Below are 25,578 nucleotides of genomic sequence, written 5' to 3'. Positions count from 1 at the left end.
AAGCTAATTATTAAGCTAAGAGCAAAAAGGCCGAACATCATGGATGTTCGGCCTTTTTCTATAACAAGATCAATTACTTTTGATGTTCGGGGTCATCGTCTAATGCGTGACTCGGTAAGGCATTCCAAACCGCCTTAACTAACGTTGCCAACGGGATAGCAAAGAACACGCCCCAGAATCCCCACAGTCCACCAAACACTAACACGGCAACAATAATGGCCACTGGGTGCAGGTTCACCGCTTCAGAGAAAAGAACAGGAACGAGCACGTTACCATCTAGCGCTTGGATAATACCGTAAGCGAGAAGCAACCAGTAAAACTGAGGTTCTAATCCCCACTGGAACAAACCGACAATCGCGACAGGAACGGTCACAGCCGCCGCACCGATATAAGGAATCAGTACCGAGAAGCCAACCGCGACAGCCAGCAGAGCTGAATAACGTAAATCTAGAATCGCAAAGGTCACGTAGCTGACACCACCGACGATCAAGATCTCAAGGACCTTGCCGCGAATATAGTTCGAGATTTGTTGGTTCATCTCAACCCAAACCTTGGTCGCTAGACGACGGTTTTTAGGCAACACGCCACTCGCCATGCTGATCATCTCTTCTTTATCTTTTAATAAGAAGAAGATCAGCAGCGGCACAAGAATCAAGTAAACCGCAAGCGTAGCCAAGCTCACAAGAGAAGCCAAAGAACCTTTAACAACACTTTCACCAAAGCCTAATGCTTTGTTTTTCGCGTTAGACACAATCGATTCAACGATCTGCAAGTTTGCTAACTCAGGATAGCGCTCAGGAATCGTCGCGATGAACTTCTGTAAGCCGCCATACATACTTGGAATATCATTGATGAGGTTACCCACTTGCTCCCAAATGGTAGGCACTAAACCAAACAGCGCCAGCAACATCAGGCTAAAGAACATCATGATCACCAACATCACCGAAGGCGTTCTTGGAACACCGAGTCTTTGAAGTTGGGTAACAGGCCACTCAAGCAAATAAGCCAACACAATCGCAACCAAGAGTGGTGCAATTAGGTGACCAAAGAAGTAGATCGTAATAAAGCCGAAGAGAATGATGGCAACCAAACTGACAGCATGGGGATCAGAGAAACGTCGTTTATACCAACGATTGACCATTTCAAGCATCTGACTGCAATTCCTTTTTAGTGACGAGGAGATGATGGTAATTAGAGCAAACCTCAGTGATGACGTCATAGGCTTGCTTAGACAAATAAGTAACAATATCTTTCATCGAACTGTTATCAGACACATAAATTGACAATGACTGCCCTACTTCTAACTTTACACTGTGACGCTTGGCTAATAATAGCGCCATTGGACAGCGCTCTTGGCGTAAATCTAGAATATTAGGTGTCATTCTTGAGCTCGATGCTTATTATAAGGGTCGTATTGTAATCTGTTTTTGAAAACGCGCCATCATTCATTCATCCTCCTTCATGATAGCGCACGCACTTGGCAAAGGTTAAATCAGATAAAGAACCAATTTCCATTGCACTTGTCTTACTGTCAGAAGAAACGGAGTATTACTGACTAATATGTTTAAACGCGCTCGCTCAATTGCTTGCTTATGCATCGCAGCTACATTAAGCACCCCAACTATGGCGAATACCAATAGTTTGGAGCTACCAGATATCGGTACCGCTGCTGGCGGCACACTCACTATCGACCAAGAGCTTATCTATGGTGATGCCTACATGCGCATCATCAGAAGTAGCCAGCCTATCGTAAACGACCCAGTTCTAAATCTATATATTGATACTCTTGGCCATCGTCTGGTCGCGAACGCAAATGATGTAAAGACACCTTTCCAGTTCTTTATGATCCGTGACCGCAACATCAACGCCTTTGCTTTCTTTGGTGGTTATGTTGCTTTGCACTCAGGTCTATTCCTGCATGCACAATCTGAAAGTGAATTAGCTTCTGTATTAGCGCACGAAATCGCGCACGTAACCCAACGTCACTTAGCGCGTAGTATGGAAGACCAAGCGCGCCGCTCTCCAGCAACCATTGCAGCGCTAGCAGCCTCTGTATTACTGGCAATTGCAGCTCCTGAAGCCGGCATTGCAGCCCTAACGGCAACGACTGCGGGTAATATGCAAAGCCAAATCAACTACACCCGTAGTAATGAAAAAGAAGCCGACCGCTTTGGTATCAACACGCTAGCAAAAGCTGGGTTTGATGTGAATGCGATGCCACGTTTCTTTGGCCGTTTAGCTGATGAATATCGCTATGCGAGCACACCACCGCCAATGCTACTGACTCACCCATTACCAGAAGACCGAATTACCGATTCACGTGCTCGTGCTCGTAGTTACCCGCCACTGAAACTGGCTCCCTCTCTGGACTACCACCTAGCAAGAGCCCGCATTGTTGCGCGCTATGCTGGCATTAATAATGATGCTGCTCTTGATTGGTTTGAGCGTCAGCTAAAGAAAGCCCCTAAAGCTTTGGTTCCGTCATTAGAATATGGCCAAGCACTGGTTTACCTAGACTCTAAAAAATTAGACAAAGCAGAGCCCATCCTGAACAAGCTGATTAACAGCGATCCAACCAACCTGTTTTATCTAGATGCTATTTCGGATCTGCACATCGAGAAGAAGCAGCCTGAGATTGCGATTAAAGAACTTAAATCGGCACTGGTTCGTCAACCAAACAACCCGGTTCTGACCATTAACTACGCCAACGCACTGATTGAAAATGAAGATCTTCAAGAAGCGGTTCGCGTATTGCAGCGTTACACGCACGATAACCCGAATGACACCAATGGCTGGCACTTACTTTCAAAAGTAAATACGAGCCTTGGTAATAGCGACGAAGAACTGGCTGCTCGTGCAGAAATTTTGGCACTGCAAGCCAACTGGAACAAAGCGATTCAGTACTACACGCAAGCAAGCCAAATCGCAGAATTAGGAAGCCTAAAACAAGCACGCTACGACGCTCGAATTGATCAGCTAATGATTCAACGAGAGCGCTTCTTGTCGCTACAATAGAGTGTTTACTGGTAACAGCTCGTTACCAGAATAAAAAGAAAGCTCAACGTTACACAAAAAAGAAGTCACCCCTGGTGGCTTCAGCTAAACAACTAAATCAAAAATAATAATGAGGAAGAACCATGTCTGTCGTGATTTATCATAACCCACGCTGCTCAAAGAGCCGTCAAACTCTAGAAGTGCTTCAGGAAAACGGCGTACAGCCAGAGGTCATCAAATACCTGGAGACTCCGTTAACAGTTGAACAGCTGAAAGTACTGTTCACTCAGCTTGGTTTTGACAGTGTTCGCGACATGATGCGCACCAAAGAAGCGGACTACAAAGAAGCAAACCTTGGCGATGCTTCAGTTACTGATGAAGATCTTTTCGCCGCGATGGCAACCAATCCAAAACTGTTTGAGCGCCCAGTCGTTGTCGCGAACAACAAAGCAAAAATTGGTCGTCCACCAGAGCAAGTGCTAGAGATTCTGTAATCCAATATGAGCATTAACATTCTTGTTCTTTATTACAGTCGCCACGGCAACACACAAGCTCTAGCAAGGCAGATTGCACGAGGGGTTGAATCCATCCCGAACTGCGAAGCTATGCTAAGGACGGTGAACGACGTGTACACAGTAGAAGAGCAGCCTGATTCGCGTTATCAACCAACCGATCCTATTGCCTCGTTACAAGAACTTCGATCTTGTGATGGTTTGGCGCTAGGCAGTCCGGTTTGGTTTGGTAACATGGCCGGGCCAATGAAGCACTTTTGGGATAGCACGACATCAATGTGGATCAATGGTGATCTCATCGATAAGCCAGGTTGTGTATTTACCTCTTCTTCATCATTGCATGGTGGTCAAGAGACAACACAACAAAGCATGATGTTGCCCCTGCTTCATCACGGCATGTTAGTCGTGGGCATCCCCTACTCAGAACCGGCGCTGCACACCACTCAAACTGGTGGTACGCCTTATGGTGCAAGCAGTACTGGAGAGAGCGCTTCACTTAGCAAAGAAGAGATTGAGTTGGCGCAAAACCTAGGTAAACGCCTAGCGCGCATCGCAATAAATCAGAAGGGAATTTCTCAATGATGTATATGCCAGAGAAGGCTATGTCTCCCAAAACCAAGCTATTTCGCTACCTTGCTTTAGCGGGCAACTTGTCACTGTTATTCTGGGTGGTGGCTTGGCAGATGACGCTTTCACCGCACCCTCATCTCAGTAATGTCACACTGGCGATTGCTTGGGCTATCCCGCTGTTATTGCCATTACCGGGCATTTTAGCAGGAAAACCTTATACGCACGCATGGGCAAATTTCGTCTTGATGCTCTATTTCCTACACGCATTAACTATCTTGTATGTAGACGATGGTGAACGTTTATTAGCGGCTGTAGAACTGCTTCTGACGACTCTAGGTTTCGCGGGCAATATCTTATTTACTCGCTTTAGAGCCAAAGAGTTAGGCATCAAGTTGAAGCGCCTTTCCGAAGTAGAAAAGAGAGAGAAAGCTAAGTTCGAGCAATAATATTGAGCCCATGCTTTTAAACTGACCGCTTACAAACAAAAAGCCCTGCGAGATTGCTCTTGCAGGGCTTTTTTCAAGTTTTCATTTCAATCAGTCATGTCAGCTGACAATTATGAGCGAACCCACTCGTATACCAAGCTTGGCTTAGCATGTACTGGCGCAGTGATGGTTAGATCTTCTGTACTAGAATCCTCTAACGTTGTGTCAGGCGTATTCGTTAGCTCAGCATCCTCAGATACCTCGTTGCCCTTAATCACTTGTACGCCTGAGTCAGTTTCGTCACCAACGACTTCAGCAGCGTCTGTTGAATCATCACCTACAGACATTGTGTTGTCTTGAGTTTCAAATTCAGGGCTCACTTCAGGCTCAATGTAAGATTCTTCAACCTTCGCAACTTGGCGAATACTTGCTACTTCTTGCTCAAACTCTTGTTGAGTCGACAATAAGTGAATTCGGAAAGTGACTTCGTTGTTCTGAATCTTCAGAATATCTAGGCTTGCCACCGAGTTTAGACGCTTAAGTGCGTTCTCTAACTGGAAGAAGTCTTGAGCATTATTCAGGCTAATAAACTGCGTTAAAATCGATTCTGATGACTCACTCGCTACCGTCACAGCACTTTTGCCTGCGTAGTAGTTACTGATTTGGTCAACTAACTTCTTAGAAGTCGTGTCGCTGTTACCCGATAGTGAACCACTTACAGGCGATGTTGGTGCACTCGTCAATTGACTTGGCTTTTGATCGTATAGAGCCCAACGTAGGCCTGAAGATTGAGCCTTTATCACCAACACAGCATCAACAGGATAACGCTGACTCGCTTTACTGATTGGCGTAACAAAGCTACCCCACAAATCAGAAGTCGCAATACCCGTAATATCGTCAAAGTCACCCACAGGCAGCGTTAGAGGCAAGCCACGCTCTTTTGCGTTCGCTTGTAAGCTAGCTGCTAACTGTGAGTTAGAGTGTTCCCATACGATGTTCTTGTCGTAGTTGTCCTCTTCCACAAGCCAAACAAGGATGTTTGAACGCGTGTCAGGCCAGTAAGGTAACTGTGCTTGAGTCAACAGAGAACGGATTTGAGCACCGTTAAAACGCATACGCAATGTTGATTGGTCATTGCTTTCGCCAAAACTCATTTGAGACATGTACTGCGAACTCTTGCGCATCGCCTTTTGAATCGTCTCATTCGAAGCGACATCAGTTTGGCCAGTCGCACGTATCAATACCTGCTCCATACCTGTATTTCTTGCCACTTGTTCTGGCTGTTTGTCTTCAGCGTTAATCGCAACTTCAGCACTAAAAATATCTACTTGAGTTAAGGCATAACTCGGAGAGGCTAATAGTCCCATCAACAACAATGCTATGTAGCGCATACTGATCCTAATATTCAAATCTTGTGCCTAGATGATAAGCAACTATGGATTGAGGGGCAAGGTCGATAGCGCCCACTGTGTTTAATAACCACAAAATATCACCTGGCCATGATAAATCGCTCACTTATAAACTGAATTTCTAGGGCTTAGATGGATATAAAACATAACTAATATAAATAAATTTGATCTATCTGACATAGCAACCGATTGCCAAGTGATAGAATCCCGCGAATTTTATTTTTCGCTTTTCATATAACGACCATTTTTAAGGACATAACATGAAAAATGCTCTGCAAGGTGCGCAAATGCTATTTGTCGCTTTTGGTGCACTTGTACTGGTGCCCCTGCTGACAGGCCTTGATCCCAACGTAGCGCTCTTTGGTGCAGGTATCGGTACCCTTTTATTCCAACTTATTACACGCCGTTCAGTACCTATTTTCCTTGCGTCTTCTTTTGCATTCATCGCACCTATCATGTTTGGCATTCAAACTTGGGGGGTAGGTGCAACCATGGGCGGCCTTATGGCAGCAGGTGTTGTGTATGTATTAATGGGTGCCTTAATTAAGGTACGTGGTGTAGCCTTTATCCACAAACTGCTTCCACCAGTCGTAGTTGGCCCTGTAATCATGGTGATCGGCTTAGGTCTTGCGCCTGTTGCGGTAAACATGGCGCTAGGTAAAACAGGCGATGGTGCGGTTCAGCTTATAGATGCAGACGCAGCATTATGGATTTCATCTATTTCATTGTTAGTAACGATTGTCATCAGTGTTTTCTCGAAAGGCTTTCTTAAACTGCTGCCGATCTTCGGCGGTATTGTTGCGGGTTACATCACCAGCTTGGTATACGGCGCGGTAGACTTCACTCCAGTAGCGCAAGCATCTTGGTTAGCACTGCCAAACTTCACAACGCCAGAGTTCAACATCAACGCTATCTTTTTTATGGTATTTGTCGCGATTGCACCTGCCGTTGAACACGTAGGTGATATGCTTGCTATCTCTAACGTAACCGGTAAAGACTACCTTAAAAAGCCAGGTTTACACCGTACTATCACAGGCGACGGCGTGGCTACAATCGCAGCTTCTATGCTGGGCGCTCCGCCAAACACAACCTACAGTGAAGTAACAGGTGCAGTAATGCTGACGAAAGCATTCAACCCAGTGATCATGACTTGGGCTGCTGTTACTGCTATCGTTCTTGCATTGGTTGGTAAGCTAGGCGCACTACTTCAAACGATTCCGGTTCCTGTAATGGGTGGCATCATGATTCTACTGTTTGGCTCTATCGCAACAGTGGGCCTTAACACACTCATCAAGAACAACGTTGACCTGCATAAATCACGTAACCTTGTGATTGTGGGCATTACTTTAGTCTTTGGTATTGGCGGCATGGCCTTTGGTATCGGTGACTTTAGCCTACAGGGCGTAAGCTTGTGCGGTATCGTTGCGATTCTACTTAACCTAGTACTTCCAGAAGAGCTAGGTGACAACACTGTGGTAGATAAAGCTCAAATCGATTAATGAGTCGGTAAGGCTAGATTCCAAAGAATCACAACCTAACAAGATCAAAAAAGGGAGAGCATCGAATGCTCTCCCTTTTTATTAATACGGTTAATTCAGCGAGTTAAGGAACTGTTTAGAGTCACTTAAGCTGAAACCGAATTACTTAGTACCGAAGATCTTATCGCCAGCATCGCCAAGACCAGGAACAATGTAGCCCTTGTCGTTTAGCTTCTCATCGATTGCAGCCGTGTAAAGCTCAACATCTGGGTGCGCTTTTTCTAGAGCAGCGATACCTTCAGGAGCAGCAACAAGCACAAGAATCTTAAAGTGCTTACAACCTTTCTCTTTCATTAGGTCGATAGTCGCGATCATAGAACCACCTGTCGCAAGCATTGGGTCTACCACTAGAGCAATACGCTCGTCGATGTTAGATGCAAGCTTGTTGAAGTATGGTACTGGCTCAAGTGTTTCTTCGTCACGGTAAATACCAACAACGCTGATACGTGCACTTGGGATGTGCTCAAGAACGCCGTCCATCATGCCTAGACCAGCACGTAGGATTGGCACTACCGTTACTTTTTTACCTTTAATTTGGTCAACTTCTACTGGACCGTTCCAACCGTTAATCGTCACACGCTCAGTTTCAAAGTCTGATGTCGCTTCGTATGTTAGAAGGCTACCCACTTCTGTCGCTAGCTCACGAAAACGCTTAGTGCTAATCTCACCTTCACGCATCAGGCCAATTTTATGTTTTACTAGCGGGTGTTTCACTTCAACAACTTTCATTTCCAACTCCGGCAATATTTAAACAAACCTGTAGATTATACACGAACTCTAAGGTTATTTCAGAATCTTTATTCTAATAAAAAAAACCGCGCAAACGTTTGCTCTTGGTAATCAAGCCCTGTTAGAATAGCGCCGTTTTCACATCCAACTTAAGTTCGAGGACTATCCCGTGAGTGGTAATACTTCTTCTCTAAGCTACAAAGACGCTGGTGTTGATATCGACGCAGGTAATGCACTAGTAGACCGTATTAAAGGTGCTGTTAAACGCACTCGTCGCCCTGAAGTAATGGGCGGTATTGGTGGCTTTGGCGCCCTATGTGAACTTCCAACGAAATACAAAGAGCCGGTACTTGTTTCAGGTACTGATGGTGTTGGTACTAAACTTCGCCTTGCTTTGGATCTGAAAAAACACGACACCATTGGTATCGACCTAGTGGCAATGTGTGTGAACGACCTAATCGTTCAAGGTGGTGAGCCTTTATTCTTCCTAGACTACTACGCAACAGGTAAGCTAGATGTAGACACAGCAGCAGACGTTGTTTCTGGCATCGCTGAAGGTTGTGTTCAAGCTGGTTGTGCACTTATCGGTGGTGAAACCGCTGAAATGCCGGGCATGTACGAAGGCGACGACTACGATGTTGCTGGCTTCTGTGTTGGCGTTGTAGAAAAAGCTGACATCATCGACGGCACTAAAGTAGCAGCAGGCGACGCACTTATCGCTGTTGGCTCAAGTGGTCCACACTCAAACGGTTACTCTTTAATTCGTAAAGTCCTAGAAGTTTCTGGTGCTGATAAGAGTGAAGAACTAGAAGGTCGCACTATCGGTGAGCACCTACTAGAACCAACTAAGATTTACATCAAATCGGCACTTAAGATGATTGCAGAGCATGACATTCATGCTATCTCACACATCACAGGTGGTGGTTTCTGGGAAAACATCCCACGCGTACTTCCTGAAGGTACTAAAGCAGTCATTGATGGCAAGAGCTGGGAATGGCCTGCTATCTTCAACTGGCTACAAGAGAAAGGTAACGTGGAGACATTCGAAATGTACCGCACTTTCAACTGTGGTGTAGGCCTAGTTGTTGCTCTACCTAAAGATCAAGCAGACGCTGCTGTTGAACTACTGAAAGCTGAAGGCGAAAACGCTTGGGTTATCGGTGAGATCGCAAACGCTGAAGCTGGCGAAGAGCAAGTTGAAATTAAATAAGTGATACGCTCACTTACTTAGTTAATCAATGAGGACCTAATGGTCCTCATTTTGCTATTTAGCCCGCAGAAAACCTTAGTTTATGTAGGTACATTGTAAACAATTCAGTTAATCAATCGTATGACCCACTCTATGAAAAACAATCACTCAAATAAAACCAGTCACTCTCAGAAAAACATCGTTGTGTTAGTTTCAGGAAGCGGAAGTAACTTACAGGCTATTTTAGATGCCTGCGATAGCGATATGATTGATGCATCGGTTAAAGCTGTCTTCTCAAACAAAGCAGAGGCTTTTGGATTAGAACGAGCGAAAACCGCAGGTGTTGACGCTCATTCAGTTAATCCAAAAGACTTTGGTTCACGTGAAGAGTTTGACCATGAATTGATGGTTCAGATCGATGCTTACCAGCCAGATTTAATCGTACTCGCTGGCTACATGCGAATCCTGAGTTCAGAGTTTGTTCGTCACTATGCAGGGAAAATGGTCAACATCCACCCTTCTCTGTTGCCGAAATACCCAGGCCTACACACCCACCAGCGTGCCATTGATGCGCAAGACAAAGAACACGGTACTAGCGTCCACTTTGTTACCGAGGAGCTCGATGGCGGCCCTGTGATCTTGCAAGCTAAGGTGCCGGTATTTGAAGATGATGATGCTGATATGTTGGCAAGCCGAGTGCTGACTCAAGAACACTGCATTTACCCTATGGTCTGTAAATGGTTCGCCGAAGATCGTTTATCAATGCTAAATGGGCAAGCTGTCTTAGACGGTAAGGCATTAGGTAAACACGGTTACGCAGAAGAGTAATTCTTCAGAAACTAAATCAAATCCAAAAAAAGACCGCTTACTGATTCATTAGTTCAGTAAGCGGTCTTTTTTATGAGGTTCAAATCATACTATTCGGGATACTTAGCTCAGCTCAATGGTTCAGTTGGCGCTTGGCTTGCTACCTTCTTCGGCGCATAAGCGACATCTTCCAATGCTTTATGATTGTTGCCAATCAGCTCACCAAAATGAAACAGCGCATATTCGCCCGGCTTCATTCTAAACCACTCTTCATTGTCTGTTAGAGGCTGGGTTGCCACCACTGTAACCACATCATTAGGTGTAGTTTCTTCTTGGAAGTTAATCTCAACATCTTCATCAATCAGGCTCGCTTTACCAAAAGGTGCGCGCCTTGTTATCCAGTACAAATGGTTGGTGCAGTAGGTCATGACATACTCACCATCACTGAGTAACATGTTAAATACGCCTTTCTCTCGCAGCTGGTCACAACACTCAGCCACAAAGCGAAACATACCTTCCATATCTTGAGGTGGCTCAGGAAAACGCTCTTCGAGTTGTTTGAGTAACCAACAGAAAGAGAGCTCACTGTCTGTCTCGCCGACCGGTCTGAAACGACCACTGATCAGATCGTCGTAATCCGTTAATTGACCATTGTGAGCGAAGGTCCAGTATCGCCCCCAAAGCTCACGAGTAAAAGGGTGTGTATTTTCTAGATTAACACCACCACGGTTCGCTTGACGGATATGACTGACAACGGCTTGGCTTTTAATTGGGTAGTTTTGAACCAACTCAGCGATCTTAGATTCACAGCTAGGGTTAGGATCTTTAAATGTACGAAAACCCTTTCCTTCATAGAAGGTAATACCCCAGCCATCGCGGTGCGGGCCAGTATTGCCTCCACGCTGCATAAGACCAGTAAAGCTAAAACAAATATCAGTTGGCACATTCGCGCTCATACCGAGCAATTCACACATGGTTTAATCTACTCCCTATTAAAACCAATGGAGCCTAAGCTGGGCTCCAAATGTCTGTAAAACTATTATTCCATCTCTTTTTCAACAAGCTGAATCACAATATGAATGATCTTAATGTGAATCTCTTGGATGCGATCTGCGTAACCAAAGTGTGGCACTCGGATTTCGATATCAGCACAACCCGCCATTTTGCCGCCATCTTTACCCGTCAATGCAATCGTCTTCATGCCTTTAGCTTGAGCAGCTTCAATCGCTTTTAGAATATTGGCAGAGTTACCTGAAGTCGACAGACCGAACAACACATCACCTTTACGACCTACCGCTTCTACATAACGAGAAAATACGTGGTCGTAGCCAAAATCATTACTCACGCAAGACAAGTGGCTTGGATCTGAAATCGCAATACCAGCGTAACCTGGACGGTTTTCACGGTATCGGCCTGTTAGCTCTTCCGCGAAGTGCATTGCATCACAGTGTGAGCCACCGTTACCACAAGAAAGCACCTTGCCTTCTTGCTTGAATGAGTCAGCAATCAGTTTTGCCGCCGCTTCAATTTGAGCGATGTTATGGTCGTCACTCAAAAACTTGTTAAGAACGTCAGCAGCTTCGTTTAATTCACTTTTGATTAGGTCTTGGTACATAAGGCTTATCTCTTATTTTTTTTAACGCAACTTAAAGTGCGTGAAATGAGAACTGAGGGTTTTCCCCTCTTTATAACTGAGTTTACCCACAAACATGAAATAGTGTCGACACTTAAGCCCAAAGATTGCCACCTTTATTAGGGTCTCACTGCCGATCCGTCCAAATATTCGCCACCAACCTCTCACAATTAGAACTTTAACTCTATTGAGATCACTTTTTACTCACTTTGGAGTTTTACAAATATTTAATATTTTGTTTACACTTGACTGGTTAGACCTCTTACCTAAAACTTAATAACAATAAGTGATCTCTGAAAAGGAAATCGATCATGAACATATTGCTCTCCCTACTCGGCATGACCGCCATCTTAGGCGTCTGTCTTTACCATAGAGTTAGTCTGGTACGTGCATTAGTTGTATTAACCGGCGCAATGGTAGCATTAACACTGCTTGGCGGCGTGGCTGTTACTGGCTGGCTTTGCTATCTATTAGCCGTTGCGATCTTTGCTGTACCGACCATTCGTCAGACACTGATCAGCCAAAAAGCACTCTCTTTATTTAAGAAAGTTCTACCGGCGATGTCTCAGACAGAAAAAGAAGCACTAGAAGCTGGCACAGTATGGTGGGAAGCAGAGCTGTTCAAAGGCAAACCTGAATGGAAGAAACTTCAGAACATTGCTGACCCGAAACTCTCTGAAGCTGAGCAAGCGTTTTTAGATGGTCCAGTAAATATCGTGTGTGAAATGGTCAATGATTACCAAGTCACTCATGAGCTTGCTGATTTGCCACCAGAAGTATGGCAATACCTGAAAGACCATAAATTCTTCGCCATGATCATCAAGAAAAAATACGGCGGCTTAGAGTTCTCAGCTTACGCTCAATCTTTGGTTCTACAGAAGCTAACAGGCGTTTCTAGTGTATTGTCATCGACGGTTGGCGTACCTAACTCATTAGGCCCTGGTGAGCTTTTACAACACTACGGTACAGAAGAACAAAGAAACCACTACCTGCCTCGCCTAGCGGAAGGTAAAGAGATCCCTTGTTTCGCACTAACTAGCCCAGAAGCTGGCTCAGACGCTGGCTCTATTCCAGATTACGGTGTGGTTTGTAAAGGCGACTGGCAAGGCGAAGAAGTACTCGGCATGCGCCTAACTTGGAACAAGCGTTACATCACTCTCGCGCCTGTCGCGACGGTATTAGGCTTAGCTTTTAAACTTCGTGACCCGGATGGCCTGCTTGGTGATCAAAAAGATCTTGGTATCACTTGTGCGCTTATCCCAACGGATTTAAAAGGCGTAGAGATTGGCAACCGCCACTTCCCACTAAACGTACCTTTCCAAAATGGCCCGACGCAAGGCGACGATATCTTCGTGCCTATCGATTTCATCATTGGCGGTCAGAAAATGGCCGGTCAAGGCTGGCGTATGCTGGTTGAGTGCCTGTCGGTTGGTCGTGGTATCACACTGCCTTCAAATTCAACTGGTGGCATCAAGTCTGCCGCGCTTGCAACTGGCGCTTACGCTCGTATCCGCCGTCAGTTCAAACAGCCTATTGGCCGCATGGAAGGGGTTGAAGAGCCACTTGCACGCCTTGCAGGTAACGCTTATGTAATGGACGCTGCAAGTAACCTAACCGTTGCGGGCATCGACCTTGGTGAAAAGCCTTCGGTTATCTCTGCAATCGTTAAGTACCACTGTACTCACCGTGGCCAGCGCAGCATCATTGATGCGATGGATATCGTCGGTGGTAAAGGCATTTGTTTAGGCCCATCGAACTTCCTAGCTCGTGGCTACCAAGGCTCGCCTATCGCGATTACGGTTGAAGGCGCAAACATCCTGACTCGTTCAATGATCATCTATGGTCAAGGTGCGATTCGCTGTCACCCTTACGTACTGAACGAAATGGAAGCGGCTTATTCTGAAAGCAGCGATGCGCTTGATAAGTTTGATTCAGCGTTAGCAGGGCACGTTAGCTTTACGATGAGCAACCTAGTCCGCAGCTTGTGGTTTGGTTTAACCGATGGTCGTGGTTCTGATGCGCCAACACCTTCAAATAAAACAGATAAACAGACACAGCGTTACTACCAACAGCTAAACCGCTACAGTGCAAACCTAGCGCTACTGTCTGATATTTCAATGGCAGTTCTAGGCGGATCACTGAAGCGTAGAGAACGTTTATCAGCAAGACTGGGTGATATCTTAAGTCAACTTTACCTCGGTTCAGCAACGTTGAAGCGCTTTGAAAGTGAAGGCAGCCACGCTGAAGATCTACCGTTAGTACATTGGGGGATGCAAGATAGCTTACGTCAGACTGAAGTGGCGATTGATGAATTCTTAGCGAACTTCCCTAACCCTGTGATTGGTCGTCTGCTTCGTGTTGTGCTAATGCCATTTGGTCGTATCCGTCGTGCTCCAAACGACAAGCTCGATAGCAAAGTTGCGCACATTCTACAAACACCAAGCGAAACACGCTCTCGTATAGGTCGCGGCCAATACCTAGAAGCGACGGAATACAACCCAGTAGGTAAGATTGAAAAAGCGCTAGAAGTGATTCTTCAAGCTGAACCTCTGTTCGACAAAGTCTGCAAAGAGACACACCAAAAGCGCGCTTTCTTACGACTAGACCTTGTGGCTCAATTAGGGTTAGAGAAAGGCATCTTAACGCAAGAAGAGGCAGTTCTGCTGATTAGCGCCGAGGAACATAGACTGTACACGATTAACGTTGACGACTTCTCTCCAGAGGAGCTTGCAGCAAAGTCTCAGTACCCAGACCAATCGATTGATAACGTCGCTTAAGGTTAGAAAAAGAAACAAAAACGGGACTCCTATGAGTCCCGTTTTTTTTGTTCATGACATCGTTGTCACAAATTTTAATGCTTTATCTAGCGGCTTATTCTCTCTAGACAATCTAATCATCTAAGCGAGTTACTTGGGCGCCTTGAGCTGCATCTCAGGTAACGCTTTTTTCTTCGCCTTGACCTTACGAACCACAAACCAAATCAATAAGCCCAATAGAATAGCGACCACATTACCCACCGCAATAATGATCATACTGCGCTGTCTGTCATCTTCACGTTTTTGAAGGATCATCAACTCTGTTGCGATACGCTTCTGTTCAGCAAGAGCTTCTTCTTGAAGACGTCGTGACTCTGCTAAGTCGATATCTTCAACAACGCTGTACGACTGCTCGGTAATTGGAAAAATCAGCGGGCGCTGACTTGAAGCATCAGTGGCATAAACCATCCCTGACCAATTATAAATTCCTAAATCGCCATTATAAGGCACCTCTAAAGCGACTTTCATTGCGTCGACTTCAGCTTGCCCCTGCTTGTACATCACATATTCATCAGGAGCCTTGTGCTCAACATGAACCGCTAACGAGCTCGGTGCGATCATCCCCTGTTCACCAGACACCACAATAGTATGAGGTAAACCCTCTTTTCGTGATTGAATGAAGGTGCTAGTGATCGGTGTTGGGTAAACCAAGACTTCTTGCTCTTGCGCTCGCAGGAACACGCCATTACCAGAGGTAATACGCGCTCGGTATTTACCGGGCTCGATATCAATTGGCAAAGAGACAGTGAACACACCATCTCCGGCCTTTTCATCAAGATCAGCGCCATCATCGGCAAACTCGCCCATCACAACCGGCACCGGGCGCGCTTCTCTCACCAAAGACTCTTCGTTTTCAACAAACTTAGTAAAGGTAACCTTAAGCTTCACGCGATCGAGAAAATCGCGCAGCACCAGCGGCTTGCCATCAGAAGTCAGTCGAGCGGTAAATTTGATGCGCTCTGTTTGATACAACTTATCTGGGAACTCATTAGCATCCAAAACAAGATGAGACAGCAGCTTGATATTGTTCTTAGGGGAAACTTTACCTATCGCTTGCCAAGGGCCGGGCATCGGATTGTCGATAGAGATAATGTCCATGGACGATTCTTCGTACCAACGGACATTATCAGCATTGCGCCAAGAGTAGTATTTCTTGCCATCAGGGCGAACCAAAACGACAGGTTTAGAGTTATCGGCTCGATAAATCACAAAGGTGACTTGTTCAATACTGGAATCAACTCGAAAACGGTTGTCCAATAAACTCATAACGGATTCTGTTGCTGCATGTAAGCCAAAACTTAACAGCAATAAGCAACCGGTAGCCAATACCCTTAACATACTTTCTCCCTACTGACGCCAGAGGCAGCTTCCGCTTTTCTCGACGAGATCTAAACGACTTTGATGCGCTTCTACTTCATCGGCCGTAGCTCGTAAAACCTTTAGGGATTTTCGACCACTTTCTACTCTTCGTATGCTTTCGGCTTCACCTTCCTGTTGACCAGCGTTAAATTGCAGCGAAGTTTGACCACCCGTCATCAATAAGTAGACGTCGGCTAGGATCTCCGCATCGAGCAATGCGCCGTGGAGAGTGCGGTGCGAGTTATCGATACCGTAACGGTCACATAAGATATCTAGGTTGTTTCTTTTACCTGGGAATATCTTCTTCGCCATTGCCAAGGTATCGGTAACTTTACAGTAGTCATCCGTTTTACCTATCGCTGGGTTGAGCTTCTCAAACTCATAGTCCATGAAGCCCGTATCGAAGGGCGCGTTATGAGCCACCAGCTCCGCACCTTTGATAAAGTCGAGAAACTCTTTATGAATGTCTTGGTATTCAGGCTTATCAATCAAGAATTCATCGGTAATACCGTGAACGCCAATCGCCTCTTCTTGAATCGCACGATCGGGCTTGATGTAGACGTGGAAATGACGCCCGGTCAGCCTACGGTTGATGATCTCTACTGCACCAATTTCAACGATGCGGTGACCCATATAGTGAGGGCCACCTTCTGTATTCATACCGGTGGTTTCGGTATCGAGTACAACAATGCGCTTATTTTCGTTCGAACTGTTTTTTTCGTTCGTGCTTTGTTCTGGAGTGCTACTGGTATTCATAAGGATAACTGTGTCAGACTATGCCGATAATGTGCTTGAGGTAATAGTATCAAATCATGACGAAACAAGTTGAAATTTTCACTGATGGTTCTTGTTTAGGCAACCCTGGTCCCGGCGGCTATGGCATCGTACTTCGCTACAAAAAAGTCGAGAAGACGCTAGCAGAAGGTTTCACGCTAACAACCAATAACCGTATGGAAATGCTCGCCGCTGTCGTGGCTCTGCAAACCCTCAAAGAACCTTGCTCTGTGATTCTGACCACAGATAGCCAATACGTGCGTCAAGGCATCACACAGTGGATTCATAACTGGAAAAAGCGTGACTGGAAAACAGCCGACAAGAAACCGGTTAAAAATGCCGATCTGTGGCAAAGGCTCGATAAAGAAACCGCTCGCCATAACGTTGATTGGCGCTGGGTAAAAGGACACGCCGGACACAGAGAAAACGAAATGTGTGATGATTTAGCGCGAAATGCAGCGGAGAATCCGACTCTAGAAGATACGGGCTATCAACCAAGCTAATCGTCTTTTTAATTAGACGCACATTTCAGAAAGCGATTTATAATTTCTTAAACTAATTGACAATTTCTCAATCGAATTGATAGATGAAAAGCCGACAACTAATCGGCTTTTTCTGTTTTTAGCGGATATGACGCTTTGGCTGAATCCATTGTACGGCGCGTATTGGTTCTAAAACTTGCCCCAACAGGCGAGAAACGTCGCTTAAGGTGCCAATGTGGTTTGATGGGTTTTAGCGGGTAAGTACGCTTACGAGCAACAATAAAGTATTGGCTTCCGGCGAAGGATGCACAACCACCTAAGCTGTTCTCCAACCACGTCCACATCGCTTGATACTTACTCATCGGAAACAGCGCGTAGGTGTCACAATGAATTACTTCATAGTTAAGTACACCTAACCAGTCTTTAATTCGACTTGGCGTGTACATACGCCCACTCCAAGGCAAGCTGTTCTTTCGCCAAGGCATCAAACTGGCAAGCCCAGTGACACTGATTGGGTTGAAGCCCGTGATAATGATATAGCCATCGTCCATCATCACTCGATCGACTTCTCTCAATAAGCGATGCGGGTCATTGCTATAATCTAGCTGATGACTCAGTACTACAACATCAAAGCTTTTCTCCAAAAAGGGTAAATTATAGCCATCCGCTATCACATTATGTAATGGGTTCTGGATATCTAGGTTTACTTGATGTTGAATGTTGCATGTGCAGCTAGAAATCTCACTACTGAGGCCACCGAGCTTGAGCATATGGTAACCAAATAGCTTTGGGCACCACTCATCGAGTCGAGTTTGAATAGATTCTCTCAACCAGTCCCCATTGTGCAATTGCGCCCAAGTGTAAGGACGTTCAAACTTCTTTCTGCTACGTGCTGGCTTCATCAATAATCTGTCTCACTTATTCTGTCGCACTAATAGTGACTGGAGAACCAATAATGTTACATATCAAAAGCATACCTGCATTTAACGACAATTACATCTGGCTGATTCAAAATAGCGATCGCCGTTGTGCTGTCGTCGACCCTGGTGATGCGGCTCCAGTATTAGAGTACTTGGCACACCATGAGCTAACTTTAGATGCAATCTTGATTACACACCACCACCACGATCACATTGGTGGTGTTCCAGAACTCGTTAGACAATTTCCCGGCGTGGATGTTGTCGGTCCAAGGAATGAACCTATCCCTACCTTAACTCATCCGGTCGATGATGGTGATCAATTAGAACTGTTTGGCGAAGTATTCCTCGTCCTAGGGCTCAGTGGCCATACTGCGGGTCATATTGGTTATGTGGGCGATGCCAAACTGTTTTGTGGTGATGTGTTGTTCTCTGCGGGCTGTGGCCGAATCATGGAAGGCACACCACAACAGATGTTCGATGCACTGAATAAGATCACGGCTCTGCCTCAAGAAACCGAAGTTTATTGTGCACATGAGTACACTGCAGCCAATATCGCTTTCGCATTAGCCGTAGAGCCTGATAACCAACATTTGCAGCAATATCGCGACCAAGTGAACCGACTTCGCGCTCAAAATAAGTCGACCATCCCCACAAATTTGAGACAAGAGAAGTTTGTGAACCCCTTCCTGCGCTATACCGAGCCAAGTGTAGTGAAATCAGTGTCTAATCGCACCGAGCAGACCGATCCTTTATCGGTATTCACCGCTTTACGTGCGTGGAAGAACGAATTTTAACAAATACAGACTTGTCACTCATAGGGGGTGGCAAGTATTATCATCGGCCGTTAATTAAAAAGGCTGTAACATGCGAGTTAAGTACAGCTGGGCTTTGGTATTACTACTTTCTGGTTGCCAATTAACTCAGTCAGAGAATCCAGACCAAGCTTCCGAGCAAACCAACACATCTCCTACTAAAGAAGTTTCTCAAGCGAACGTTTCATCAGAAGCAACAGCCAAAGAAGATCAAAAAGTTGAAGCACCTGTCGTTACTCCACAAACACAAGAAGATGTTTGGAAACGCATTGCGATGCAACTTGAAATGGAAGTGCCAGACCAAAAGAAGGTCGACTACTACCGAACTTGGTATCTCAAGCACCCGAGTCATCTAAAAACAGTATCAAAGCGTGCTGAACCTTTCTTGTATCTGATCACGACTAAGATTGAAGAAAAAGGCTTACCACTAGAATTGGCACTACTACCCGTTGTAGAAAGCTCTTTCGATGCGTTTGCCTACTCTCATGGCAGTGCTGCTGGTCTATGGCAATTCATTTCAGGCACTGGCAAAGACTACGGGCTTGAACAGAACTTTTGGTATGACGGCCGCCGCGATGTTGCCGCCTCTACCGACGCCGCATTGGACTTCCTCTCAGATCTTAACCGACGTTTCGATGGCGACTGGAATCATGCGATTGCTGCCTATAACAGTGGTGGTGGTCGAGTAAACAGCGCAATCCGCAAGAACAAGAAGCTTGGCAAGCCAATCGACTTTTTCTCTTTGGACTTACCAAAAGAGACCAGCAGCTATGTACCTAAACTGCTTGCTCTAGCAGATGTCATTGCCAACCAAGAAAAGTATGGCATCGATATTCCGGCGATCCCGAATAAGCCAGTGCTGACTCTGGTTAACCCTGAAGAACAGCTTGATTTAGCCATTGCTGCGAACTACGCAGGCATTCCTGTCAAAGAACTTCAAGGTTACAACCCGGCTTACAACCAATGGGCAACGGCACCAGAGAAACACCAACAACTATTACTTCCTTTAGATTCAGTTGAGAAATTCAACAAAGAAGTCGCTGCCAATAAAGGCAAAGGCATGAAGTTGGTGCGTTACAAGGTTCAATCTGGTGACAGCATTAGCGTACTGGCAAGCAAATATAACACCACCAGCAAAGTGATCCGCTCTGCAAACGGTTTGAGCAACAACAATATTCGTATTGGCCAGCACTTACTTATCCCAACATCCACCAAAGACGACAAGACATACGCCCTAAGCGCCTCAAACCGCCTAGCAAGCACACAGTCGAAGAGTCGTGGTCAATATAAGCTCAGCCATACTGTAAGAAGTGGTGACAGCCTATGGACGATTGCACGCGCAAATAAGGTCTCTCATCAATCACTGGCTAAGTGGAATGGCATGGGACCACGCGACACGCTTAGAGTTGGTCAAGAACTGGTCATTTGGAAGAACGGCTCAGACGGCGCCATCATCCGTACGATCTTTTATAACGTAAGATCAGGTGACACAGTCAGCGGTATTGCATCAAAGTTCAAAGTAAAAAGTACAGATGTTGTAAAATGGAACACTTTGCAGAACAAAAAATACCTACAGCCAGGACAAAAACTGAAGCTGTATGTTGATGTAACTAAGGTAAGTGTATGAACCCGTCAAGTAACCCACTCGTCATGCTGTTGGATATATTCCGTTCGCCAACAGCTTGTTTCTTAGCGCTTTATCAACGAAGTGCTTGGGGATGGCAACCCTACGTCGTATTAATGCTCAGCCCATTTTTGTTTTGGGGTGCTTATTTTTCGAATGTAGATTTTGCATGGTTAAGTGCAGAGCTCTCGCAGCAACTGGCTCAAACGAACCCTGACCAATTGGCGTTACTTGACAGCAATACCTTACTCGCAAGTGAAATCATCAGCGACGTATTTGGCCGAACATTAACCATCGTTCTATTGGCATTCTGGTTTAACCTAGCAACCAAGCCAAGCCAACATCAGCACAGCTTTTGGCGATGGTTTGCAGCGGCATCGGTTGTTATATTCCCAGCTGTTTTAGGTGATGTAGCAAGCTACGCAAGCCTGATACTCAAGCATGGACATGTGATGAACTACGCTGCCGACTTGAACAGCTTAAATGGCTTGATCAAGTTACCGCTAACTAATGATTGGTCACAGTTTGCTAGCTCATTACCACTGCTTCTGCCATGGTACATCGTGCTAGGTTATGCTGCGGTATTAACGTGGACTGAGTTTGAACGCGGGCAAGCGCTTGTGATTTCAGGCTTACCATGGGTTGGCTACTACCTAATCTGGGCGCTCTACATTTTAATCTTTTAAGTAGAAGAGATAAGGCTAGCGAAGACTCTCTAGCCTATTGTTCCGTTAGATTTCCCAAGGTAACCACCGTGCGAATGGTGAAGTTCCAATGACTAATAGCTAATCACTATTTAGCCTTAAAGGTCACTCGCATAGGGTTATGATCAGAAGCGTCCGTAATGGGCGCTTTTGCTTTTTCTACCTCTAGCCCTCGATAGAACACATGGTCGAGCACCAGTCCTGTAATGAACTGAGTTCTGTTATCTGGCTCAAAGGCAACTTCCGTCAAACCAACCTTCTCCAACGCATCTTTCAATACAGCAACGCGAGCTTCACTCCAGCTATTAAAGTCCCCAGCAAAAATAACCGGCCCACGATACTTTTGCAGATTGTCAGTTAAGCTCTTGAGCTGAGCCTCGTAATCTTCCGTACCAAAGGTAAAGTTCACAGCGTGGATATTAATCACAGCCAGCTCTTCGCCATTGTTTAGTTGGTAACGCGACCAAAGCGCCGATTTAGGCAGTTGAAGCCAAGGTTCTTCATGAGTATAAGCACACGCTTCAATCGGTAAATGGGTTGCTAGGTTGAGTACCCCAGCACTTTGCTCAAAGGCCTCAAACGCATTAACACGTGTGCTTCCCCACTGTCCGCTCATTACCCATTGGCGAAGTCCTTCTGTCATACTAGCTTCTTGCAGCAAGACTAAATCGCTACCTGCCGACAGCTTATTTAACTCACTCTGCCAATTATTTCGGTTTTGCTTGTAGATATTCCACACCGTAATGTCTAAGCCATCAGACACATCAATCGCTTTCGGTGCAGAGTTTTGGTAGCAACTGTAGATGTCGTTACTGGTACTTTGAGAGGAAATGATCAGGTTGGGTTTATTCGGGATCACGAAGATAAAATGAAAACTAACGACAGCAAGCGTTATCAATAACGTGATAACAATGATGGTTTTCTTAAACATACAGCACCCTACCAGAGATGAAAAAGGAGCGATAAACGCTCCTTTTAGGGTAATAGTTTTTTTATACGGCGTCTTCGTCTTCTTCGCCAGTACGAATACGTACCACACGTTCAACTTCAGTAATGAAGATCTTACCGTCACCAATTTTACCTGTTTGAGCCGTCTCAATGATGGTATCAACACATTGGTCAGCCACTTCGTCGGTCACAACGATTTCTAGTTTCACTTTAGGTAAAAAGTCGACCATGTACTCTGCGCCGCGGTATAGCTCAGTATGACCTTTTTGACGTCCAAAGCCTTTAACTTCAGATACTGTCATACCCGTAATACCCACTTCTGCAAGTGCTTCACGTACATCATCAAGTTTGAATGGCTTGATAATGGCTTCAATCTTTTTCATGTTCATCCCTTAAACTGTGCGAATGGCTCATTATCGGTTAGCTATAGTAAACATTCAATGAAAAAAGCCAGAGCTTTAAAGCTCTGGCTCGAAATTTATCATCTTGTTTAATCAGCGCTTTGAGAAGGTTTTACTTAAGGCTTGCGTAGTAAGCGGCTAGATTCGCGATGTCTTCATCACTCAGCATTGAAGCTTGAGCCTGCATTACAGCGGCCAAACCGCCGGTGCGCTGGCCATTCTTATAGGCCTTAATTGATGAAGCGATGTATTGCTCGTTTTGACCTTTAAGGTTTGGATAGCCAGGGATCACTGCGATACCGTCTGCACCATGACATGCCGCACAGATTGCTGCTTTAGCTTGACCCGCAGCAACATCAGCCGCCAGAGCGTTACCACTCAATAGTCCAAATCCAAGAACTAATCCTAGTGTAATTTTCTTCATTGCATATTCCATTAATTATTTTTATTAAAGTGACGGTGAATTGTGACATAAACTTTTTCTACTTGCTCCAAAGCGCTTCACAATCTTGACCTTCGTAGTTTTTATCTACGAATAAGCCTAAAACAGCGATCACTCGATCGCCATCCATTAATATCGGCGTTCTGCGTCTTAACCAACTGGGTACTTGGTACTCTTGAAACAACTTCTTAAGCTTCCTGCTATGACCGCGCCCAACAGGGTGTGCTGACAATCCCTCAGGGTTAAATATCACTCGCAGTGTTCCTCTCGTTGTGTTGAGACTAAAATGTTGCGCATCACAGTGGTTAGATACACCATCACTCGCCGCTGAAGTTAAGTGTAGTTCCCCTAAACCGTCAGGCAAAACTAAGCTCTCTTCCATCGAGATATCACTTTGCCAGTTCGACAAGTCTTTGGTCTCTTTTACGACATAGAGCTGATGATTAAAACGTCTAACCTCAACCTCATTCAACACCAGCTTAGGGTTGGCGTCTGCCTGAGCACATGCCACCTCATCCCATATAAGTTTGAGCTGCTTTTGGCTCGGCATCGGTTGATTACAGCGGCTCAGCCACATTCTTAATAAGCGTGCACGCAGTAAATCAGAGTACTGAGATAATACCTCAATACTTAAGCTGTGCTTCTCAGTCAAAGCTTGTTGTAAGTGAGATTCTAACAACTCATCCAACAGTAACTCCTGCTCTGCACATAGCTGAGCACTACGACTGACCGATTCTCGAAAACTAGGCCAACGCTCGGTCAGTGTCGGAGTGACTTGATGACGAATAAAATTACGGTCAAAGCGAACGTCTTGATTACTCTCATCTTCTATCCAAGTTAAAGCCATATCGCGCGCCGCCCCTTCAATATCCGTTCTCGTCACCGACAGCAGTGGGCGAACGATATGAGCACCTGAAAATGGCATCACTTTCGCCATTGAAGAGAGCCCTTTCGGACCACTGCCACGCTTAAGAGCTAACAAGAAGGTCTCGACTTGGTCATCGATGTGCTGGCCTGTCACTAACACATCACCTTGTCTAATATGCTTTTTAAGGGCTTGGTATCGCGCGTCTCGAGCCAGCTTTTCAACGCTTTCTCCACGGCTAATATCTAGCGAGACTCGTTCAATGAACAAGGGTACCGACAAAGCATCACACCATGTTTTGCACTGCTCTGCCCAATAATCAGCATTGTTGCTTAAGCCGTGGTGAACATGTACCGCACAGCAATCGATGTGATGGGACTTAGCGAATTGGGCAGCCAACTCCAACAACACTCGTGAATCGACACCACCACTGAAAGCGACGATCAACCGACAAGGCTTAAGCGCGCTTTGATCAAGTACAGATGTGAAGGTATCAATTAAGTGTGTCATGAGGCTAATAAACCAAGAGATCGTGTGTTAAGGGATAATGTTTTAATAATAAAAAAGGGTTGGCACTGAGTCCAACCCTTTCATCATTTGTTCGTATAGCTAGCCTTATCGCTAAGGCAAGTTATCAGCAGTAGCCGTAGCTCATTAGACGCTGGTAACGACGCTCAAGCAGCGTTTCGTTATCAAACTGCTCTAGCTCTTCTAGCTGTTTAACTAACATGTCTTTCATGTTTTGAGCGGTTTGTGCAGGGTCGCGGTGCGCGCCACCTAGAGGCTCAGGAATGATTTCGTCGATAAGCTCAAGCTCTTTAAGACGAGGAGCAATCAGGCCCATCGCTTCAGCTGCTTGTGGTGCTTTATCTGAATCGCGCCATAAGATTGAAGCACAACCTTCTGGAGAGATTACTGAGTACGTAGAGTACTGAAGCATGTTCACGTAGTCACCAACACCAATCGCCAGTGCACCACCAGAACCGCCTTCACCCACAACGTTACAGATAACAGGAACTGAAAGGCCAGCCATCACTTTTAGGTTTTTAGCGATAGCTTCAGATTGACCACGCTCTTCAGCACCAACACCTGGGTATGCGCCCGCTGTGTCGATGAAAGTAATAATAGGCATGTTGAAACGCTCAGCAGTTTCCATTAGACGTAGCGCCTTACGGTAACCTTCTGGCTTTGGCATACCAAAGTTACGGATCACTTTCTCTTTAGTCTCACGACCTTTCTGGTGACCAATAACCATAACAGGACGGCCATTTAGACGAGCCATACCACCCACAATAGCTTTGTCGTCAGCGTAAGCGCGATCGCCCGCCATCTCTTCAAACTCTGTGAATGCATGCTCCAGGTAATCTTTGGTGTAAGGACGTTGAGGGTGACGAGCAAGTTGAGCTACCTGCCATGCACCTAAGTCACTAAAGATTTTCTGTTTAAGCTCTAAGCTTTTTTTCTCTAGTTGTTCGATTTCTTTGTCTAGATCTACCGCTGTGTCACCACCGTGACGCGAAACGTCACGTAGCGCTTCGATTTTTGCTTCAAGTTCAGCGATAGGCTTTTCAAATTCTAGAAAGTTCAGGCTCATCTATGAATCCTTGTTGATTCAGCTCCGCATT

The 25,578-nt window shown here is 45.5% G+C and carries 26 protein-coding genes; 12 read left to right on the top strand and 14 right to left on the bottom strand.

The window, feature by feature from the left end:
• Window positions 1–73: 73 nt before the first annotated feature.
• Both AB4623_RS02615 and AB4623_RS02610 read right to left on the bottom strand, forming a co-directional pair.
• On the bottom strand, window positions 74–1,150 hold the full coding sequence (locus tag AB4623_RS02615; protein WP_017060708.1) for an AI-2E family transporter: 1,077 nt from the start codon (window positions 1,148–1,150) through the stop codon (window positions 74–76).
• Window positions 1,143–1,382, bottom strand: a complete 240-nt coding sequence (locus tag AB4623_RS02610; RefSeq protein ID WP_017060709.1) for a sulfurtransferase TusA family protein — start codon at window positions 1,380–1,382, stop codon at window positions 1,143–1,145. Before AB4623_RS02610 ends, AB4623_RS02615 begins: the two co-directional genes overlap by 8 nt.
• A 178-nt stretch (window positions 1,383–1,560) precedes the next feature.
• Here AB4623_RS02610 and AB4623_RS02605 point away from each other — a divergent pair, with 178 nt between their 5' ends.
• From AB4623_RS02605 to AB4623_RS02590, 4 genes are all read left to right on the top strand, one after another.
• On the top strand, window positions 1,561–3,015 hold the full coding sequence (locus AB4623_RS02605; RefSeq protein ID WP_017060710.1) for a M48 family metallopeptidase: 1,455 nt from the start codon (window positions 1,561–1,563) through the stop codon (window positions 3,013–3,015).
• Window positions 3,016–3,137: 122 nt separating this feature from the next.
• Window positions 3,138–3,488 carry an arsenate reductase (glutaredoxin) gene (gene arsC, locus AB4623_RS02600; RefSeq protein ID WP_017060711.1) on the top strand — a complete coding sequence of 117 codons (351 nt, stop codon included), beginning with the start codon at window positions 3,138–3,140 and terminating at the stop codon, window positions 3,486–3,488.
• Between the two features lie 6 nt (window positions 3,489–3,494).
• Complete coding sequence (gene wrbA, locus AB4623_RS02595; RefSeq protein WP_017060712.1) at window positions 3,495–4,088, top strand: NAD(P)H:quinone oxidoreductase; 594 nt, start codon at window positions 3,495–3,497, stop codon at window positions 4,086–4,088.
• On the top strand, window positions 4,085–4,522 hold the full coding sequence (locus tag AB4623_RS02590) for a DUF2069 domain-containing protein (protein ID WP_017060713.1): 438 nt from the start codon (window positions 4,085–4,087) through the stop codon (window positions 4,520–4,522). The genes wrbA and AB4623_RS02590 overlap by 4 nt, the downstream gene beginning before the upstream one ends.
• A gap of 110 nt (window positions 4,523–4,632) precedes the next feature.
• Here the strand turns inward: AB4623_RS02590 and AB4623_RS02585 are convergent, their stop codons facing one another.
• Window positions 4,633–5,892, bottom strand: a complete 1,260-nt coding sequence (locus AB4623_RS02585) for a DUF2066 domain-containing protein (protein WP_102428239.1) — start codon at window positions 5,890–5,892, stop codon at window positions 4,633–4,635.
• A 278-nt stretch (window positions 5,893–6,170) separates the two neighbouring features.
• On the opposite strand from AB4623_RS02585, the gene AB4623_RS02580 reads away from it, so the two are divergent.
• Window positions 6,171–7,409 (top strand): uracil-xanthine permease family protein, encoded by a 1,239-nt coding sequence (locus AB4623_RS02580; RefSeq protein WP_372145677.1) that lies wholly within the window; start codon window positions 6,171–6,173, stop codon window positions 7,407–7,409.
• Between the two features lie 141 nt (window positions 7,410–7,550).
• On the opposite strand, the gene upp is transcribed toward AB4623_RS02580, so the two are convergent.
• Complete coding sequence (upp, locus tag AB4623_RS02575) at window positions 7,551–8,177, bottom strand: uracil phosphoribosyltransferase (protein WP_017060716.1); 627 nt, start codon at window positions 8,175–8,177, stop codon at window positions 7,551–7,553.
• 169 nt (window positions 8,178–8,346) lie between these two features.
• On the opposite strand from upp, the gene purM reads away from it, so the two are divergent.
• Both purM and purN read left to right on the top strand, forming a co-directional pair.
• Window positions 8,347–9,387: a phosphoribosylformylglycinamidine cyclo-ligase gene (gene purM / locus AB4623_RS02570; protein ID WP_008222945.1), complete on the top strand. Its 1,041-nt coding sequence runs from the start codon at window positions 8,347–8,349 to the stop codon at window positions 9,385–9,387.
• Between the two features lie 132 nt (window positions 9,388–9,519).
• On the top strand, window positions 9,520–10,194 hold the full coding sequence (gene purN, locus AB4623_RS02565) for a phosphoribosylglycinamide formyltransferase (protein ID WP_102333440.1): 675 nt from the start codon (window positions 9,520–9,522) through the stop codon (window positions 10,192–10,194).
• A gap of 107 nt (window positions 10,195–10,301) precedes the next feature.
• Here purN and AB4623_RS02560 read toward each other — a convergent pair whose 3' ends face one another.
• Together AB4623_RS02560 and lpcA are read right to left on the bottom strand one after the other, a co-directional pair.
• Entirely contained in the window at window positions 10,302–11,147 is an 846-nt protein-coding gene (locus AB4623_RS02560) for a class II glutamine amidotransferase (protein ID WP_048616160.1), read from the bottom strand.
• A gap of 65 nt (window positions 11,148–11,212) precedes the next feature.
• Complete coding sequence (lpcA, locus tag AB4623_RS02555) at window positions 11,213–11,788, bottom strand: D-sedoheptulose 7-phosphate isomerase (protein WP_017063379.1); 576 nt, start codon at window positions 11,786–11,788, stop codon at window positions 11,213–11,215.
• A 329-nt stretch (window positions 11,789–12,117) separates the two neighbouring features.
• On the opposite strand from lpcA, the gene fadE reads away from it, so the two are divergent.
• Window positions 12,118–14,583 carry an acyl-CoA dehydrogenase FadE gene (gene fadE, locus AB4623_RS02550; RefSeq protein WP_372145675.1) on the top strand — a complete coding sequence of 822 codons (2,466 nt, stop codon included), beginning with the start codon at window positions 12,118–12,120 and terminating at the stop codon, window positions 14,581–14,583.
• A 129-nt stretch (window positions 14,584–14,712) separates the two neighbouring features.
• Here the strand turns inward: fadE and AB4623_RS02545 are convergent, their stop codons facing one another.
• Complete coding sequence (locus AB4623_RS02545) at window positions 14,713–15,960, bottom strand: TIGR03503 family protein (protein ID WP_136978527.1); 1,248 nt, start codon at window positions 15,958–15,960, stop codon at window positions 14,713–14,715.
• 9 nt (window positions 15,961–15,969) lie between these two features.
• Window positions 15,970–16,737 carry a DNA polymerase III subunit epsilon gene (dnaQ, locus tag AB4623_RS02540; RefSeq protein WP_017060722.1) on the bottom strand — a complete coding sequence of 256 codons (768 nt, stop codon included), beginning with the start codon at window positions 16,735–16,737 and terminating at the stop codon, window positions 15,970–15,972.
• 56 nt (window positions 16,738–16,793) lie between these two features.
• Here dnaQ and rnhA point away from each other — a divergent pair, with 56 nt between their 5' ends.
• A complete protein-coding gene (gene rnhA, locus AB4623_RS02535) occupies window positions 16,794–17,258 on the top strand; it encodes a ribonuclease HI (protein WP_017063376.1) in 465 nt (154 codons plus the stop codon).
• Between the two features lie 98 nt (window positions 17,259–17,356).
• Here rnhA and AB4623_RS02530 read toward each other — a convergent pair whose 3' ends face one another.
• Window positions 17,357–18,139, bottom strand: a complete 783-nt coding sequence (locus AB4623_RS02530; protein WP_017060724.1) for a class I SAM-dependent methyltransferase — start codon at window positions 18,137–18,139, stop codon at window positions 17,357–17,359.
• Window positions 18,140–18,192: 53 nt separating this feature from the next.
• Here AB4623_RS02530 and gloB point away from each other — a divergent pair, with 53 nt between their 5' ends.
• From gloB to AB4623_RS02515, 3 genes are all read left to right on the top strand, one after another.
• Window positions 18,193–18,951 (top strand): hydroxyacylglutathione hydrolase, encoded by a 759-nt coding sequence (gene gloB, locus AB4623_RS02525; RefSeq protein ID WP_017060725.1) that lies wholly within the window; start codon window positions 18,193–18,195, stop codon window positions 18,949–18,951.
• 70 nt (window positions 18,952–19,021) lie between these two features.
• Complete coding sequence (locus AB4623_RS02520) at window positions 19,022–20,596, top strand: LysM peptidoglycan-binding domain-containing protein (RefSeq protein ID WP_017063374.1); 1,575 nt, start codon at window positions 19,022–19,024, stop codon at window positions 20,594–20,596.
• The gene (locus tag AB4623_RS02515; protein WP_017060727.1) at window positions 20,593–21,279 is read left to right on the top strand and encodes a YIP1 family protein; all 687 of its coding nucleotides are present in this window, start codon (window positions 20,593–20,595) and stop codon (window positions 21,277–21,279) included. The genes AB4623_RS02520 and AB4623_RS02515 overlap by 4 nt, the downstream gene beginning before the upstream one ends.
• A gap of 106 nt (window positions 21,280–21,385) precedes the next feature.
• On the opposite strand, the gene AB4623_RS02510 is transcribed toward AB4623_RS02515, so the two are convergent.
• The 5 genes from AB4623_RS02510 to accA form a co-directional block, all read right to left on the bottom strand.
• Window positions 21,386–22,228 carry an endonuclease/exonuclease/phosphatase family protein gene (locus tag AB4623_RS02510; RefSeq protein ID WP_065583992.1) on the bottom strand — a complete coding sequence of 281 codons (843 nt, stop codon included), beginning with the start codon at window positions 22,226–22,228 and terminating at the stop codon, window positions 21,386–21,388.
• Window positions 22,229–22,289: 61 nt separating this feature from the next.
• A complete protein-coding gene (glnB, locus tag AB4623_RS02505; protein ID WP_017063373.1) occupies window positions 22,290–22,628 on the bottom strand; it encodes a nitrogen regulatory protein P-II in 339 nt (112 codons plus the stop codon).
• A gap of 130 nt (window positions 22,629–22,758) precedes the next feature.
• Entirely contained in the window at window positions 22,759–23,082 is a 324-nt protein-coding gene (locus tag AB4623_RS02500; protein WP_170791809.1) for a cytochrome c, read from the bottom strand.
• Window positions 23,083–23,128: 46 nt separating this feature from the next.
• Window positions 23,129–24,463 carry a tRNA lysidine(34) synthetase TilS gene (gene tilS / locus AB4623_RS02495; protein ID WP_372145673.1) on the bottom strand — a complete coding sequence of 445 codons (1,335 nt, stop codon included), beginning with the start codon at window positions 24,461–24,463 and terminating at the stop codon, window positions 23,129–23,131.
• A gap of 124 nt (window positions 24,464–24,587) precedes the next feature.
• Entirely contained in the window at window positions 24,588–25,547 is a 960-nt protein-coding gene (gene accA, locus AB4623_RS02490) for an acetyl-CoA carboxylase carboxyl transferase subunit alpha (protein WP_017060731.1), read from the bottom strand.
• Window positions 25,548–25,578: the final 31 nt, after the last annotated feature.

The organism is Vibrio sp. 10N.222.52.C12 (assembly GCF_041474215.1).
Lineage (GTDB): Bacteria > Pseudomonadota > Gammaproteobacteria > Enterobacterales > Vibrionaceae > Vibrio > Vibrio crassostreae_C.
Note: the sequence above shows the minus strand (reverse complement) of the source record. Positions and strands in the feature narration are given on the sequence as shown.

Bases quoted from the DNA above. Each gene is read 5' to 3' on its own strand.
- AB4623_RS02615 (WP_017060708.1), bottom strand. From the start codon at position 1,150: ATGCTTGAAATGGTCAATCGTTGGTATAAACGACGTTTCTCTGATCCC.
- AB4623_RS02610 (WP_017060709.1), bottom strand. From the start codon at position 1,382: ATGACACCTAATATTCTAGATTTACGCCAAGAGCGCTGTCCAATGGCG.
- AB4623_RS02605 (WP_017060710.1), top strand. From the start codon at position 1,561: ATGTTTAAACGCGCTCGCTCAATTGCTTGCTTATGCATCGCAGCTACA.
- arsC (WP_017060711.1), top strand. From the start codon at position 3,138: ATGTCTGTCGTGATTTATCATAACCCACGCTGCTCAAAGAGCCGTCAA.
- wrbA (WP_017060712.1), top strand. From the start codon at position 3,495: ATGAGCATTAACATTCTTGTTCTTTATTACAGTCGCCACGGCAACACA.
- AB4623_RS02590 (WP_017060713.1), top strand. From the start codon at position 4,085: ATGATGTATATGCCAGAGAAGGCTATGTCTCCCAAAACCAAGCTATTT.
- AB4623_RS02585 (WP_102428239.1), bottom strand. From the start codon at position 5,892: ATGCGCTACATAGCATTGTTGTTGATGGGACTATTAGCCTCTCCGAGT.
- AB4623_RS02580 (WP_372145677.1), top strand. From the start codon at position 6,171: ATGAAAAATGCTCTGCAAGGTGCGCAAATGCTATTTGTCGCTTTTGGT.
- upp (WP_017060716.1), bottom strand. From the start codon at position 8,177: ATGAAAGTTGTTGAAGTGAAACACCCGCTAGTAAAACATAAAATTGGC.
- purN (WP_102333440.1), top strand. From the start codon at position 9,520: ATGAAAAACAATCACTCAAATAAAACCAGTCACTCTCAGAAAAACATC.
- AB4623_RS02560 (WP_048616160.1), bottom strand. From the start codon at position 11,147: ATGTGTGAATTGCTCGGTATGAGCGCGAATGTGCCAACTGATATTTGT.
- lpcA (WP_017063379.1), bottom strand. From the start codon at position 11,788: ATGTACCAAGACCTAATCAAAAGTGAATTAAACGAAGCTGCTGACGTT.
- fadE (WP_372145675.1), top strand. From the start codon at position 12,118: ATGAACATATTGCTCTCCCTACTCGGCATGACCGCCATCTTAGGCGTC.
- AB4623_RS02545 (WP_136978527.1), bottom strand. From the start codon at position 15,960: ATGTTAAGGGTATTGGCTACCGGTTGCTTATTGCTGTTAAGTTTTGGC.
- dnaQ (WP_017060722.1), bottom strand. From the start codon at position 16,737: ATGAATACCAGTAGCACTCCAGAACAAAGCACGAACGAAAAAAACAGT.
- rnhA (WP_017063376.1), top strand. From the start codon at position 16,794: ATGACGAAACAAGTTGAAATTTTCACTGATGGTTCTTGTTTAGGCAAC.
- AB4623_RS02530 (WP_017060724.1), bottom strand. From the start codon at position 18,139: ATGAAGCCAGCACGTAGCAGAAAGAAGTTTGAACGTCCTTACACTTGG.
- gloB (WP_017060725.1), top strand. From the start codon at position 18,193: ATGTTACATATCAAAAGCATACCTGCATTTAACGACAATTACATCTGG.
- AB4623_RS02520 (WP_017063374.1), top strand. From the start codon at position 19,022: ATGCGAGTTAAGTACAGCTGGGCTTTGGTATTACTACTTTCTGGTTGC.
- AB4623_RS02515 (WP_017060727.1), top strand. From the start codon at position 20,593: ATGAACCCGTCAAGTAACCCACTCGTCATGCTGTTGGATATATTCCGT.
- AB4623_RS02510 (WP_065583992.1), bottom strand. From the start codon at position 22,228: ATGTTTAAGAAAACCATCATTGTTATCACGTTATTGATAACGCTTGCT.
- glnB (WP_017063373.1), bottom strand. From the start codon at position 22,628: ATGAAAAAGATTGAAGCCATTATCAAGCCATTCAAACTTGATGATGTA.
- AB4623_RS02500 (WP_170791809.1), bottom strand. From the start codon at position 23,082: ATGGAATATGCAATGAAGAAAATTACACTAGGATTAGTTCTTGGATTT.
- tilS (WP_372145673.1), bottom strand. From the start codon at position 24,463: ATGACACACTTAATTGATACCTTCACATCTGTACTTGATCAAAGCGCG.
- accA (WP_017060731.1), bottom strand. From the start codon at position 25,547: ATGAGCCTGAACTTTCTAGAATTTGAAAAGCCTATCGCTGAACTTGAA.